Annotated in this window: 13 protein-coding genes; 9 read left to right on the top strand and 4 right to left on the bottom strand. The window is 71.9% G+C overall.

The genetic code is table 11. The features are described 5' to 3' along the window. Positions 1–73 precede the first annotated feature (73 nt). The gene (locus tag B4E97_RS03680) at positions 74–1,015 is read left to right on the top strand and encodes a COX15/CtaA family protein (protein ID WP_029210046.1); all 942 of its coding nucleotides are present in this window, start codon (positions 74–76) and stop codon (positions 1,013–1,015) included. 261 nt (positions 1,016–1,276) lie between these two features. Here B4E97_RS03680 and B4E97_RS03685 read toward each other — a convergent pair whose 3' ends face one another. Then, positions 1,277–2,248 (bottom strand): heme o synthase, encoded by a 972-nt coding sequence (locus B4E97_RS03685; protein ID WP_019284793.1) that lies wholly within the window; start codon positions 2,246–2,248, stop codon positions 1,277–1,279. A gap of 249 nt (positions 2,249–2,497) precedes the next feature. Between B4E97_RS03685 and tkt the strand changes: the two genes are divergently transcribed. From tkt to pgl, 5 genes are all read left to right on the top strand, one after another. Beyond that, positions 2,498–4,723, top strand: coding sequence for a transketolase (gene tkt, locus B4E97_RS03690; protein ID WP_019284792.1), 2,226 nt, complete (start codon positions 2,498–2,500; stop codon positions 4,721–4,723). Positions 4,724–4,727: 4 nt separating this feature from the next. Next, positions 4,728–5,834 carry a transaldolase gene (tal, locus tag B4E97_RS03695; protein WP_286955990.1) on the top strand — a complete coding sequence of 369 codons (1,107 nt, stop codon included), beginning with the start codon at positions 4,728–4,730 and terminating at the stop codon, positions 5,832–5,834. A 205-nt stretch (positions 5,835–6,039) separates the two neighbouring features. Next, a complete protein-coding gene (zwf, locus tag B4E97_RS03700) occupies positions 6,040–7,581 on the top strand; it encodes a glucose-6-phosphate dehydrogenase (RefSeq protein ID WP_286958737.1) in 1,542 nt (513 codons plus the stop codon). Further along, the gene (locus B4E97_RS03705; RefSeq protein ID WP_286958738.1) at positions 7,578–8,864 is read left to right on the top strand and encodes a glucose-6-phosphate dehydrogenase assembly protein OpcA; all 1,287 of its coding nucleotides are present in this window, start codon (positions 7,578–7,580) and stop codon (positions 8,862–8,864) included. Before zwf ends, B4E97_RS03705 begins: the two co-directional genes overlap by 4 nt. Beyond that, positions 8,861–9,628 (top strand): 6-phosphogluconolactonase, encoded by a 768-nt coding sequence (gene pgl / locus B4E97_RS03710; RefSeq protein ID WP_286958739.1) that lies wholly within the window; start codon positions 8,861–8,863, stop codon positions 9,626–9,628. Before B4E97_RS03705 ends, pgl begins: the two co-directional genes overlap by 4 nt. A gap of 109 nt (positions 9,629–9,737) precedes the next feature. Here pgl and B4E97_RS03715 read toward each other — a convergent pair whose 3' ends face one another. From B4E97_RS03715 to hemE, 3 genes are all read right to left on the bottom strand, one after another. Then, the gene (locus tag B4E97_RS03715) at positions 9,738–10,088 is read right to left on the bottom strand and encodes an RNA polymerase-binding protein RbpA (protein ID WP_286958740.1); all 351 of its coding nucleotides are present in this window, start codon (positions 10,086–10,088) and stop codon (positions 9,738–9,740) included. A gap of 119 nt (positions 10,089–10,207) precedes the next feature. Beyond that, positions 10,208–10,453 (bottom strand): preprotein translocase subunit SecG, encoded by a 246-nt coding sequence (secG, locus tag B4E97_RS03720; RefSeq protein WP_019284786.1) that lies wholly within the window; start codon positions 10,451–10,453, stop codon positions 10,208–10,210. Between the two features lie 93 nt (positions 10,454–10,546). Next, positions 10,547–11,608, bottom strand: a complete 1,062-nt coding sequence (hemE, locus tag B4E97_RS03725) for a uroporphyrinogen decarboxylase (RefSeq protein WP_239264898.1) — start codon at positions 11,606–11,608, stop codon at positions 10,547–10,549. A gap of 79 nt (positions 11,609–11,687) precedes the next feature. Here hemE and B4E97_RS03730 point away from each other — a divergent pair, with 79 nt between their 5' ends. The 3 genes from B4E97_RS03730 (at position 11,688) to B4E97_RS03740 (ending at position 14,268) form a co-directional block, all read left to right on the top strand. Further along, positions 11,688–12,269, top strand: a complete 582-nt coding sequence (locus tag B4E97_RS03730; RefSeq protein WP_286958741.1) for a DUF3000 domain-containing protein — start codon at positions 11,688–11,690, stop codon at positions 12,267–12,269. A gap of 105 nt (positions 12,270–12,374) precedes the next feature. After that, a complete protein-coding gene (locus B4E97_RS03735) occupies positions 12,375–12,965 on the top strand; it encodes a response regulator transcription factor (protein ID WP_019284784.1) in 591 nt (196 codons plus the stop codon). Between the two features lie 52 nt (positions 12,966–13,017). Beyond that, entirely contained in the window at positions 13,018–14,268 is a 1,251-nt protein-coding gene (locus B4E97_RS03740; RefSeq protein WP_286958742.1) for an HRDC domain-containing protein, read from the top strand. Positions 14,269–14,329: the final 61 nt, after the last annotated feature.

Consider the following 14,329-nt stretch of genomic DNA (forward strand, 5'->3'; position numbering starts at 1 on the left):
CCGGTCGCCTCTCGACGGGGACGCACCCGGGCCCCTCGTCGGCGCTTGTGCACGCGCGCACTAGGCTGGGCGGGTGAGCACCTCGACCACCCCCGGCGCACCGACCCACTCCCCCACGGACGTCGTGGCACCACCCCGCGGGGCGCGCGACTGGATGTGGATCGCGCTGATCGCCAATCTCGTCGGCAACATCGCGATCATCCTGACCGGAGGTCTGGTCCGGCTGACGGGATCGGGCCTGGGGTGCCCCACCTGGCCCGAGTGCACCCCCGGGTCGCTGGTCCCGACGGGCGACCAGACCGAGGGGTTCCACAAGTTCATCGAGTTCGGCAACCGGCTGATGTCACCCGTGCTCGTCGTCGTCGCGCTCTGGGTGCTGGTCCTCGCCGTCCGGCGGTTCTGGAGGTCCCGTCGGCGCTTCGTCTACGCCTGCGCGATCCCCTTGTTCTTCGTGCTCGTCCAGGCCGTGGTCGGCGGCATCATCGTGCTGGCCAGGCTCGACCCCCGCACCGTGTCCCCCCACTTCCTGATCTCGTTGTTCCTCGTCGCCAACGCGACCTACCTGCTCTACCGCTACCGCGAGGGCGACTCGGCGCCGGAGCGTGTCGTGCCGACCGTCGTGCAGCGCCTCGCCTGGGCAGCGGCCGCCGTGGGCGGCGTCGTGTGCGTGCTCGGCACCGCCGTCACCGGCTCGGGCCCGCACAGCGGTGACAAGTACGAGAACGTCCGCTTCGGCTTCGACCCGCACGCCACCAGCTGGCTGCACGCGGACGCGGTCATGCTCTTCCTCGGGCTGACGGTGGCGCTGGTCGTCGCGTCTCGTCTCGTGGACGTGCCCGCGCCGTTCCGCCGGGCCTGGGACTGGACGCTCGCGCTGTCGCTGCTGCAGGGCCTGGTCGGCTACGTGCAGTACTTCACGGGCCGCCCGATCGCCGTCGTCGCGGTGCACCTGCTGCTGTCCGCCGTCTTCACGGTCCTGCTGACCCAGGGCGTCCTCACCGCGCGTCGCCGCTGACCGCTCCCCACGATCGTGAGGGTTTCGTCCAAGAATGTCGGACGAAACCCTCACGTTGTTGTGAGGTGAGCGGGGTGAGCGGGGTGAACGTTTGGTCCTGGCGGCGGGCGCTCGGCATACGAGCTGGCGGCCCGGCACAACGATCAGCACGATCAGCCCGGGTTGGTCACGTCAGCCGGGGTTGGTCACATCAGCCGGCCTCGGGCACATCGGCCTGCCGTGCGAAGGCGGGCGGATGTGACTACCTGAGGTAGGTCTGTGCTAGCCGAGGGAGGTCGGGAGGGGGAGGTGCACGAGGGGGTCGATCGCCACGGCCATGAACAGCAGCGTCACGTAGGTGATCGAGTAGTGGAACAGCCGCATGGGCTTGAGCGAGGCCATCGTGGCGTTGGCGGGGTCCTTGGCGCGGCCCAGCAGCTTGTAGGACTCGAGCAGGAACAGACCGCCGGACAGGATCGCCGTGACGAGGTAGATCCAGCCCATGCCGGCCACCGGGACCAGCACCAGGGAGATGAGCGCCGTCGCCCAGGCGTACGCCACGATCTGGCGCGCGACCGAGGTGTCCTGCTTGAGAACGGGCAGCATCGGGATGCCGGCGGCGGCGTACTGGTCCTTGAACCGCATCGACAGCGGCCAGTAGTGCGGCGGCGTCCAGAAGAAGATCCACAGGAACAGCACGATCGGCGTCCACGAGATCGACTCGGTGACCGCCGCCCACCCGATGAGGACGGGCATGCAGCCCGCGACGCCGCCCCACACGATGTTCTGCGAGGTCCGGCGCTTGAGGACGAGCGTGTAGAAGATGACGTAGAGCAGGATCGCGCTGACCGACAGGACCGCCGACAGCCAGTTGACCAGGAAGCCCAGCCACAGCGTCGACACCACGGTGAGGACGATCCCGAAGCGCATCGCGTTCGACGGGGAGATCTCGCCGGTCACCAGCGGGCGGTTCTGCGTCCGCGCCATGAGCCGGTCGATGTCACGGTCCAGGTAGCAGTTGAGCGTGTTGGCCGCACCGGCGGACAGCGAGCCACCGACCAGGGTGTTGACGACCAGCCAGAAGTCCGGGAACCCGCGCTGCGCGAGGAACATCACCGGGAAGGTCGTCACGAGGAGCAGCTCGATGATGCGGGGCTTCGTCAGCGCCATGTAGTTCTTGACGGTGTAGGAGAAGCGCGACGACGAGGCACCGGTCCGGTCACGCGGCGCGGTGCGCGGCTGCGAAGCTGTCACGGTGTCCTTCGGTCGTCGGGCGCGAGCCAAACCGTGTGCCGTCGGGGCCGGGCGAGCGCTCGCGCCGACAGCAGGGGGTCGCGGATAGGCCCCCCGATCCTATCCCTTCCGGGGAGCGGGAGCGAAGGCGCGCGACGCGCCGCGCGGCACCGGCCGCTATGACCTCGCCCACGCCGGATCAACCTCACGCGCGGTGGGTAGGAATGGATAGGCTCGATGTGACTCCGACCACGAAGGAAGTGTGACCACGTGAGCATCACCCCCCACGCCAACGGCCGCCAGGTGTCCGACCCCGTCGCCGAGCAGGTCGGCTGGAGCGACGTGGACGTCCGCGCCGTCGACACCGTGCGCACCCTGGCGGCGGACGCCGTGCAGAAGACCGGCAACGGTCACCCCGGGACCGCGATCAGCCTCGCTCCCGCCGCCTACCTCCTCTACCAGAAGGTCATGCGCCACGACCCCGCTGACCCGCACTGGCTGGGCCGCGACCGTTTCGTCCTCTCGGCCGGGCACTCGAGCCTGACGCAGTACATCCAGCTGTACTACGCCGGCCTCCTCGAGCTCGGCGACATCGAGGCCCTGCGCACCTGGGGCTCCAAGACCCCGGGCCACCCCGAGGTGCACCACACCGCCGGCGTGGACCTGACGACCGGTCCGCTCGGCTCGGGCGTCGCGACCGCCGTCGGCATGGCCATGGCGCAGCGCCGCCAGCGCGGGCTCTTCGACCCTGAGGCCGCCCCCGGCGAGAGCATCTTCGACCACGACGTCTACTGCATCGCCGGTGACGGCTGCATGATGGAGGGCGTGGCGAGCGAGGCCAGCTCCCTGGCGGCCACGCAGCGCCTCGGCAACCTCACCCTGATCTACGACCAGAACCAGATCTCCATCGAGGACGACACGGACGTGTCCTTCTCCGAGGACGTGGCGGCGCGCTACGAGGCCTACGGCTGGGACGTGCGCGTGGTCGAGTGGCGCACCAAGCACGGGGTCCGCGACGAGGACTACGTCGAGGACGTGGACGCGCTCCACGCCGCGATCGAGGAGGGCCGCAAGGTCCTCGACAAGCCCACGTTCATCGTGCTGCGCACCGTGATCGCCTGGCCCGCCCCCACCAAGCAGGGCACCGGCAAGTCCCATGGCTCGGCCCTCGGCGACGACGAGATCAAGGCCATGAAGTCGCTCCTCGGCTTCGACCCGGACCAGACCTTCGACGTCTCCGACGAGGTCCTCGCCCACGTGCGCAAGGTCCGCGACCGCGGCGCCGAGCTGCGCAAGGGCTGGGACCAGCGCTACGAGGCGTGGCGCTCGTCCCACGCCGAGGCTGCCGCCCTGCTCGACCGCGTCCGGGCCCACGAGGTCCCCGAGGGCTACGCCGAGGCGTTCCCGACCTTCGAGCCCGACGACAAAGGCCTGGCGACGCGCGCGGCGTCCGGCAAGGTCCTCGGCGCCCTCGCCGACGTGCTGCCCGAGCTGTGGGGTGGCTCCGCCGACCTCGCCGAGTCCAACAACACGACGATGGGTGGTCAGCCCTCCTTCGTGCCCGAGGACCGGCAGACCTCCGAGTGGCAGGGCGGCCCCTACGGCCGCACCCTGCACTTCGGCGTCCGCGAGAACGCCATGGGCATGATCGTCAACGGCATCGCGCTCGAGGGCCTCACCCGGCCCTACGGCGGCACCTTCCTCGTGTTCTCGGACTACATGCGTCCCGCCGTGCGCCTGGCGGCGATCCAGGAGGCGGACTCGATCTTCGTGTGGACGCACGACTCGATCGGCCTCGGCGAGGACGGCCCCACCCACCAGCCGATCGAGCAGCTCGCCTCGCTGCGCGCGATCCCGGGCCTGGACGTCGTCCGCCCGGCCGACGCCAACGAGACCGCCCACGTGTGGCAGACCATCCTGACCCGCCACGGCAACCCGACCGGCATCGCCCTGTCCCGCCAGGCGCTCCCGATCCTGGACCCGTCCTCGACCTCGGTCGAGCAGGTCGCCAAGGGGGCCTACGTGCTCGTCGAGGGCAGCAAGCCGACCCCCGACGTGATCGTCATGGCCACGGGCTCCGAGGTGTCGGTCGCCATCGCCGGCGCCGAGCAGCTCGAGGCCCAGGGCGTCGCGACCCGCGTCGTCTCCATGCCCTGCCAGGAGTGGTTCGCCCAGCAGGACGAGTCCTACCGCGAGCAGGTGCTCCCCAAGGCCGTCAAGGCCCGCGTCAGCATCGAGGCCGGCTCCACCATGGGCTGGCGCGACTACGTCGGCGACGCCGGCCGCGTCATCGGCATCGACCACTTCGGTGCGTCTGCGGACGCCAAGACGCTGTTCACGGAGTTCGGCTTCACGCCGGAGGCCGTCGTCGACGCCGCCAAGGCCTCGATCGCTGAGTCCGGCGACCCCACCCCCGGCGACACGGCGCCCGGCTACGCCTCCAAGGACCCGGGCTTCGAGTCCTCCGCCCCGGCCGAGCGCCAGGAAGGCAAGTGATCGTATGACGAGCAAGAACCTCGAGGCCCTCGCGGCCGCAGGCGTCTCCATCTGGCTGGACGACCTGTCCCGAGAGCGCATCTCCACCGGCAACCTGCAGGAGGTCGTCGACACCAAGGGCGTCGTGGGGGTCACCACCAACCCCTCGATCTTCGCGTCGGCCCTGGCCAAGGGCGAGAAGTACACGCCCCAGGTCAAGGAGCTCATCGCCGAGGGCGCGGACGTGGAGCGGTCGGTGTTCGCCCTGACCACCACCGACGTCCGGGACGCCTGCGACATCATGCGTCCCGTCTACGACCGCACCGACGGCGTCGACGGCCGCGTGTCCATCGAGGTGGATCCCCGGCTGGCGCACGACACCGAGCGGACCGTGCAGGTCGCCAAGGAGCTGTATGCCGCGGTCGACCGGCCCAACGTCATGATCAAGATCCCGGCCACGGTCGAGGGTCTGCCGGCGATCAGCCGGGTCCTGGCGGAGGGCATCTCGGTCAACGTGACGCTCATCTTCAGCCTGGACCGCTACCGCGCCGTCATGAACGCCTTCATGACTGGGGTGGAGCAGGCTCGCGAGGCGGGTCGGGACCTGTCGCAGATCCACTCGGTCGCGTCCTTCTTCGTGTCCCGCGTGGACTCCGAGGTCGACAAGCGCCTCGACGAGGTCGGCACCGACGAGGCCGCCGCGCTCAAGGGCAAGGCCGGCCTGGCCAACGCGCGCCTGGCCTACCAGGCCTGGCAGGAGCAGTTCGGCACGCCGCGCTGGGCCAACCTCGCCGACGACGGCGCGCACGTGCAGCGTCCCCTGTGGGCCTCGACCGGCGTCAAGGACCCGGCCTACAAGGACACGATGTATGTCGACGAGCTGGTCGCCCCCCAGACGGTCAACACCATGCCGGAGAAGACCCTCGACGCCGCGGCCGACCACGGCGAGATCACCGGCGACACCATCACCGGCACCTACGACGAGTCGGACGCCGTCATGGACGCCCTGGAGCGTCAGGGCATCTCGTACGTCGAGGTCGTCGAGCAGCTCGAGCGCGAGGGCGTCGACAAGTTCGAGAAGTCCTGGACCGAGCTCCTCGAGACCGTGCAGGGCGAGCTCGACAAGCACTGAACCTCGAGCAGCCCCACCGCTGCCGACCGGCCCCACCACAGCGACGTGCGATGGTCCCCGCCACCACGGCGGGGACCCTCGCACGTCGTGCGGCGGGCCGCGGCGGCATACGACCCTCTCGCGGTGCGACTCCGATAACGTTGCACCGCACCCGCCCGGCCGCTGAGCGGCCGCGGGAGCACCCACCGCTGACGGGAGACCACACGTGAGCCCCACCGCAGTCACCGCCGACCACAACCCTCTCCGGGACGTCCGGGACAAGCGCCTCCCCAACATCGCGGGCCCGTGCGCCCTGGTGCTGTTCGGCGTCACCGGCGACCTGTCCCGCAAGAAGGTCATGCCGGCGATCTACGACCTCGCCAACCGGGGCCTGCTGCCACCGGGCTTCTCGCTGGTGGGCTTCGCCCGGCGCGACTGGGCGGACCAGGACTTCGGCCAGATCGTCCACGACGCCGTCAAGGAGCACGCCCGCACGCCGTTCCGCGAGTCCACGTGGAAGGCCCTCGCCGAGGGGATCCGCTTCGTGCCGGGCACCTTCGACGACGACGAGGCCTTCGACCTGCTCGCCGAGACGGTGCAGCAGCTGGAGCGCGATCGTGGCACCGGCGGCAACACCGCGTTCTACCTGTCGATCCCGCCGGGCTTCTTCGGCCAGGTGTGCCAGCAGCTCGAGCGCAGCGGCCTGGCCGAGGCCGAGCCGGGCCAGTGGCGCCGCGTCGTCATCGAGAAGCCCTTCGGCCACGACCTCGAGTCGGCGCGCGAGCTCAACGACATCGTCGAGGGCGTCTTCGCCCCGGACTCGGTCTTCCGCATCGACCACTACCTCGGCAAGGAGACGGTCCAGAACCTCCTGGCCCTGCGCTTCGCCAACGAGCTGTTCGAGCCGGTCTGGAACTCCCACCACATCGACCACGTGCAGATCACCATGGCCGAGGACATCGGCGTGGCCGGCCGGGCCAGCTACTACGACGGGATCGGCGCGGCCCGGGACGTCATCCAGAACCACCTTCTGCAGCTGCTCGCGCTGACCGCGATGGAGGAGCCGACCGCCTTCACCGCGCAGCACCTGCGCGCCGAGAAGGAGAAGGTGCTCGCCGCCGTGCGGCTGCCCGACGACCTCGCCGCCTCGACCGCCCGGGGGCAGTACGCCGAGGGCTGGCAGGGCAGCGAGAAGGTCGTCGGCTTCCTCGACGAGGAGGGCATGAAGCCCGGCTCGACGACCGAGACCTACGCCGCCATGAAGGTCGAGGTCGACACGCGCCGCTGGGCCGGCGTCCCCTTCTACCTGCGCACCGGCAAGCGGCTCGGCAAGCGGGTCACCGAGATCGCCGTGGTCTTCAAGCGGGCCCCGCACCTGCCCTTCAACGACACGGAGACCGAGGAGCTGGGTCAGAACGCCATCGTGATCCGGGTGCAGCCCGACGAGGGCATCACGCTCCGCTTCGGGTCCAAGGTGCCGGGCGCCCAGATGGAGGTCCGCGACGTCACGATGGACTTCACCTACGGCAACTCGTTCACGGAGAAGTCCCCCGAGGCCTACGAGCGGCTCATCCTCGACGTCCTGCTCGGGGCGCCGTCGATGTTCCCGCGCAACGAGGAGGTCGAGCTGTCCTGGCGCATCCTCGACCCGGTCGAGGAGTACTGGGCGGCCCACGGCCGGCCCGAGCCCTACCCCAGCGGCACGTGGGGACCCGCCAGTGCCGACGAGATGATGGCCCGTGACGGCCGCGAGTGGAGGATGCCGTGATCATCGACCTGCCCAACACCTCGACCTCCGCCCTCACCAAGAAGCTCGTCCAGATCCGCAACGACAGCGGAGCCATGGCCCTCGGCCGGGTGCTCACGCTCATCATCGTCGTGGACGAGGACCGCGCCGAGGAGGCGATCGAGGCGGCCGTCGAGGCCTCGCACATGCACCCGTGCCGCGTGGTGGCGCTCGTCCACGGCAACCGCCGGGGCTCCAGCCGCGTCGACGGGCAGATCCGCATCGGCGGCGACGCCGGGGCGTCCGAGGTCGTCGTCATGCGGTTGTACGGCGAGGTCAACGGTCACGGCGCGACCCTCGTGCTGCCGCTGCTGCTGCCGGACTCCCCCGTCGTCGGGTGGTGGCCCGGCGACGCGCCCGCCGACCTGGCCAGCGACCCCGTGGGCGCCATGTGCCAGCGTCGCATCAACGACTCGGCCGTCGCCAAGAACCCGCATGCCGAGCTCAAGCGCCGGGCCAAGAACTACGCCCCGGGCGACACCGACCTCGCCTGGTCGCGCATCACCTTGTGGCGGGCCCTGCTCGCGGCGGCGCTCGACCAGCAGCCGTTCGAGTCGGTCACGAGCGCGGTCGTGGTCGGCGGCATCGACTCCTCGGCCACCGACCTGCTCGCGGGCTGGCTCGCCGAGGCCCTGGACGTGCCGGTCACGCGGGGCCGCAGCCCCCAGGGCTCGGGCCTGATCAGTGTCCGCCTGGACCGGCCCTCGGGACCCCTGGACCTGGTGCGACCCGAGGGCACCACCATCGCCACGCTCTCCCACCCCGAGCAGCCCGTCCGCCGCGTGGGGCTTGCGCGCAGGTCCGACGCGGAGTGCCTGACCGACGAGCTGCGTCGGCTCGACCCCGACGAGGTCTACGAGCTCGCCCTGGTCGAGGGGCTGCGACGCGTGACCGACCGGTCCTCGCTGGCGAGCGCCCTCGTGCGGGCCGGCAGGGCGCCGTCACCGGACGAGGCTCGCCTGATGGCCCGCCGTGCCGGTGAGCGGTCGCGGCAGACGTCCAGCGACATGGTGACCGTCGACACCGAGCGCGACCAGGTGGTGGCGACCGACAAGGCGACGGACTCCGAGGTCGGGCACCGTGCGGAGGGGCAGAAGCGCATCGGCAGCCGCGTCTCCGACGGGCCGACGGTCGGCCAGGGCAGCGCGCCGGCCGCGGAGGCGTCATCGACCAAGGAGCTGGCCGCGAAGAAGACGTCCGGCTCGAAGGCCACCACCAAGAAGTCGTCCACGAAGAAGTCCACCGGCAAGAAGGCATCCTCATGACCTCCCAGGTGATCGTCCACCCCGACAAGGCGACCCTCGCCGCCGCCATCGCCGCCCGCCTCGTCACGGCGATCACGGACGCGCAGGCCCAGCACGGCGAGGCGCACGTCGTCCTCACCGGCGGCTCGATGGGCAACGCCCTGATCGAGGCGCTCGTCGACTCCCCCGCCGCCCCTGCGGTCTCGTGGGAGCTCGTGCACCTGTGGTGGGGCGACGAGCGGTATGTCGACCGCGAGTCCTCTGACCGCAACGCCACCCAGGCGCGCGAGGCGGGGCTCGGCCGCATGGACGCGTTGGGGCTGGACCCGGAGCACGTCCACGAGATGCCCGCGATCGACGACCCCGAGGGCGACGACATCGGTGCGGCGGCCGAGCGCTACGCCGCCGAGCTCGCGCGGGTGGCGGGGACCTCGGACCGTGGCGGCGAGGGCGCACCGACCTTCGACGTGGTGATGCTCGGCGTCGGCCCCGACGCGCACGTCGCCAGCCTCTTCCCCGGCAAGGACACGCTCGACGTCACCGACCGCACCGTGGTGCCCGAGTCGGACTCCCCCAAGCCTCCGCCGGCCCGACTGTCGCTGACGCTGCCGGTGCTGTGCTCGGCAGACGAGGTGTGGCTGCTGGTCGCGGGCGGCGACAAGGCCCAGGCCGTCGCGGCGGCGACCGGTGGGGCCGACGTGCACGAGGCCCCTGCCGCCGGCGTCACCGGCCGACGCCGGACGCTCTGGCTGGTCGACGAGGCCGCTGCGGCCGACCTGCCCTGATCGACCTGCCCTGTTCGAGCTTGCCTGACCGGCCGACCCGCCCCGGGCCGCCCGACGATGGTGGTCGGCGACCGGGGCGGGACCTCTGCTACGTGATCCGGCCGCGCTGCTACGTGATCAGGCTGCGGCGCCGCAGACCGGCGAGCGCCTCGTCGAGCAGCGCCTGGCCGTCGGCGTCGCTGCGTCGTTCCTTCACGTACGCCAGGTGGGTCTTGTAGGGTTCGGTGCGCGGCGGGTTGGGTGGGTCGTCCGGGTCGAGCCCGGCGGGCAGCCCGCACCGCTGGCAGTCCCACTCGGCCGGGACGTCGTCGCCGGCCTCCTGCGAGAAGGCCGGGCGGGTCTCGTGACCGCGGGCGCAGTAGTAGCTGATGACGAGCCGCGGCGCGGACTCGCCGCGCTCCACCTCGCCCATGGGGCCCGCTCCGATGCGGCTGCCCCTGATGGCGTTACCACCCGACATGGGTTTCTCCTCGAGCTACCGGTCCCGACTGGCTGCAGGACCGGGGCGGGCCCAGGTGCCCGCAAGTGCGTGGGAGGGCGGCTCCGCGGGGAGCCGCCGGCTCCGGTGAGCGGCTGCGGTCAGCCGCTGAACCGCTGGATCAGCCCGAGCGCGACGACGCACGCGAACCAGACGATCGCGACGGCGATGGTGAAGCGGTCGAGGTTGCGCTCGGCCACGCTGGACCCGCCGAGGGTGTTGGACACCCCGCCGCCGAACATGTCGGACATGCCGCCGCCCTTGCCCTTGTGGAGCAGGATCAGCAGGGTCAGGAAGAGGCCGCCCAGGACGAGCAGCACCTCGAGGACGATCTTGACTACGGTCATGCGGCAACCATCTGTCGGGACGGCCCGGTGGTGGGCCGTCGGGCGGGACGGGTCGAGAGCGGCGTCCGGCGGGACCGGGCGCGAGCACCCATGCTACCGGCCCAGCTCGTGGACGAGCTCGACGACGCGGGTGATCACCGTCGGATCCGTGCTGGGCAGGACCCCGTGGCCGAGGTTGAAGATGTGGCCCGGAGCCTCGCGGCCCTCGTCCACGATGCGTCGGACCTCGCGCTCCAGGGCGTCCCAGGGCGCGAACAGCAGCGCCGGGTCGAGGTTGCCCTGCACGGCATACCCCGGTCCGAGGCGCTCGACGGCGTCGAGGAGGTTCACGCGGTAGTCGACGCCCACGACGTCGGCCCCGGCCGCTCCCATCGCCGGGAGCAGCTCCCCCGTGCCGACCCCGAAGTGGATGCGCGGCACGTCGGTCGCCTCGGCCACCGTGCGCAGGACGGCGGCGGAGTGCTCCTGCACCTGCGCCTCGTAGGTGCGGCGGGGAAGGGCCCCGACCCAGGAGTCGAACAGCTGGACGGCGGAGGCCCCGGCCTCGGCCTGCACCCGCAGGAAGGTGCCGGAGATCTGGGCGAGCCGGGCGCACAGGTCGTGCCACAGCTGCGGGTCCCCGTGCATGAGGGCCTTGGTGCGCTCGTGGTTCTTGGACGGCCCACCCTCGACCAGGTATGACGCCAGGGTGAACGGCGCTCCGGCGAACCCGATGAGGGGCGTCCCACCGAGCGCGGCGACGGTCTGGCGGACCGCCTCGGTGACGTACGGGACCATGTCCGGGCTCAGCTCCGGGACCCGGTCCAGGTCGGCCCGGGTGCGGAACGGCTCGGCCATGACCGGCCCGACGCCGGCCACGAGGTCGACGTCGACCCCGACGGCGGCCAGCGGCACCACGATGTCGCTGAAGAAGATCGCGGCGTCGACGTGATGACGGCGCACGGGCTGCAGGGTGATCTCGGTGGTGAGCTCCGGGTTGCGGCAGGCCTCGAACATCGTGGTGCCCTCACGCACCGCGCGGTACTCCGGGAGGGAGCGACCGGCCTGGCGCATGAACCACACCGGGGGGTGGGGCACGGGCTGACGGCGGGCGGCGCGCACGAGGAGGCTGTCGGCCGGGGTCGAGGGAGCCGGGCTGGCTGCAGGGGTGTCCACGCGCACGATCCTCGCACGACCGACCGGGCGGTCGGCGCGCCGCCCGGGCCTCGCGTGGTCGTCCGCATAGCCTCGTGAGGTGGCCGATCGACCCCTCACGGACGACAGCGCGCGCCGGTTCGACGCGGTGCTCGCCCGGCTGCGCGACGCCCGGCGTCGGCCCGAGGTGCTCGTCGAGGAGGTGCCTGCCCCCGGGCGGCTGGCGCCCTTCTCCGTGGCCCTGGCCGCCGACGTCGTGCCCGACCGGCGCACCGACGAGGACGTCGCCTCCGGCCGGTTCGTCGTGCTCTACGACCCGTCCTCCCCCGAGCAGTGGGAGGGGCAGTGGCGGGTCGTGACCTTCGCCAAGGCCGCGCTGGAGACCGAGCTCGCCGGCGACCCCGCCCTCGGGGCGGTGGGCTGGACCTGGCTCGAGGACGCCATCGCGGACGCCGGGGCGAGCGCGACCGCCCTGGCCGGCACCGTCACCCACGTGGTGAGCGAGCGGTTCGGTGAGCTCGAGGGCGAGGCGACGACGGTCGAGATGGAGATCCGCGCCTCGTGGACGCCGGTCGACGACGACCTGGCGGCACACTTCGAGGCCTGGACCCAGCTGCTGTGCGCGTTGGGGGGACTGCCCCCGCTGCCGGAGGGCGTCGCCCTGCTCACCTCGCGTCGGTGACCACGGGCAGTCACGAAAGTCGGCCAATCTCACCCGTTCGGCACTAGTCCTGTTCTACAGTCTTCAACATCAGCACTGTCGTGCAGGAGAGACGGAGGGGGCACCGTGAGCGTCATCACCAAGAACGCCCGGATGGCACGCCCGCAGCCCATCAGCGCCATGGTCATCTCGGCGGGGCCGCACACGGGAGCCATGGTGCGCCGCGCGCTCGGCCGCATCACCGAGGGGCACATCATCGAGGCGCAGACCATCGAGCGCGCCCGCATCGTGGCGCGCGAGGTGCCGGCCGGCGAGTTCTGCATCGCCGACCTGACCCTGCCGGACGGCTCCGGCATCCCGCTCCTGCACGAGCTGCGCGCCCGGGGGTGGCGTCGCACGATCGTGCTGTCGGACTCCGAGGACCCGATCTACGTCCGGGGTGCGCTCAAGACCGGTGTCCGGGCCTACATCCGCACCGGCGGGCAGCCGCCGGCCGGTCCGGGGACCCGGGGAGCCGGCAACGAGCAGTTCTCCGCCCGCGAGGTCGAGGTCCTGCAGCTGGTGTCGCAGGGCAAGACCAACAAGGAGGTCGGGGCCTCCCTCGGCCTCTCGGCCCTGACGGTCAAGAGCCACCTGGCGCGCATCGCCCGCAAGCTCGGCACCGGTGACCGGGCCGCGATGACCTACACCGCGCTCCGCCGCGGCCTCATCACCTGACCGCCGGGACGTCGCCGCGGGACACCTCTCGCGGGGCGTTAGGTTGGAGGGCGTGACGGACCTGACCTCTATCGACGACCCCACCGCGGACGCTCCTGCGGAGACCCCCGAGCCCCGCCTGGTCTCGGCGCCCGCGGAGCCGCTGCGGCCCGTGGTCGAGGACGAGCGTCGCCTGCGGGAGCTGGTCGCCTCCGTCGCCGCCGGGCACGGCCCGATCGCCATCGACGCCGAGCGCGCCTCCGGCTTCCGCTACGGGCAGAAGGCCTACCTCGTGCAGCTGCGCCGGGCCGGGTCCGGCACCTGGCTGATCGACCCCGTCATGTGCCCCGACCTGTCCGAGCTGCAGGACGTGATCGCCGACGTCGAGTGGGTGCTGCACGCCGCGACCCAGGACCTGCCGTGCCTCGCGGACCTGGGGCTGCACCCCACCCGGTTGTTCGACACCGAGCTCGGCTCGCGGCTCGCCGGCCGGCCCCGCGTGGGACTGGCCGCCGCGATGGAGCACTACCTCGGCATCACCCTCGCCAAGGAGCACAGCGCCCAGGACTGGTCCACCCGGCCCCTGCCCGAGCCGTGGCTCGTCTATGCCGCGCTCGACGTCGAGGTGCTCGTGGACCTGCGCGACGCCGTGGACGAGGACCTGCGCTCCCAGGGCAAGTCCGGTTGGGCCGCCGAGGAGTTCGAGGCCCTCACCCACTTCCGCGGACCGGCGCCCAAGGTCGACCCGTGGCGCAAGACCTCCGGCCTGCACAAGGTCCGCACGCGGCGCGGCCTGGCGGTCGTGCGCGAGCTGTGGGAGACCCGGGACCGCCTGGCCCAGGACCGGGACTGCAGCCCCGGACGCGTGCTCGGCGACGCCGCGATCGTCGAGCTGGCCCTGCCGTCCGGCGCGGACGGCCCCCGCCGCACCCCCCGCGCCGTGCAGCGCAACCCGCAGGTGTGGCTCGCCGCCGTGGACCGCGCGATGCTCCTGCCGGAGGACGAGCTCCCGGCATACCACCTCCCCAGCGAGGGACCACCCCCGCAACGTGCCTGGGCCGACAAGGACCCGGTCGCCGCGGCCCGGCTCGGCGCCGTCAAGGAGCTCGTCACCGGGCTGAGCGCCAGCGTGAGCATCCCTGCGGAGAACCTCCTCACCCCCGACAGCCTGCGGCGCGTCATCTGGGCGCCTCCGGTGGACGAGTCGGCCCACGGCTTCAGCGAGATCCTCCTCGACCTCGGAGCCCGACCGTGGCAGGCGGCCCTCGTCTCCCCGCTGCTGGCCGAGGCCGCGTCGGACCACCCCTATCCCCCGCGGGCCTAGGCGGAGGACGGGGTTCGGCGCGTAAGGCCCGGCGCGTAAGGCCCGGCACGTACGGCCCGGC

The sequence above is a fragment of the Arsenicicoccus sp. UBA7492 genome, assembly GCF_002479615.1.
GTDB classification, from domain to species: domain Bacteria; phylum Actinomycetota; class Actinomycetes; order Actinomycetales; family Dermatophilaceae; genus Arsenicicoccus; species Arsenicicoccus bolidensis.

Excerpts from the sequence above, each read along its gene's own strand:
- tal (WP_286955990.1), top strand. The coding sequence starts at position 4,728 with ATGACGAGCAAGAACCTCGAGGCCCTCGCGGCCGCAGGCGTCTCCATC.
- pgl (WP_286958739.1), top strand. The coding sequence starts at position 8,861 with ATGACCTCCCAGGTGATCGTCCACCCCGACAAGGCGACCCTCGCCGCC.
- B4E97_RS03715 (WP_286958740.1), bottom strand. The coding sequence starts at position 10,088 with ATGTCGGGTGGTAACGCCATCAGGGGCAGCCGCATCGGAGCGGGCCCC.
- secG (WP_019284786.1), bottom strand. The coding sequence starts at position 10,453 with ATGACCGTAGTCAAGATCGTCCTCGAGGTGCTGCTCGTCCTGGGCGGC.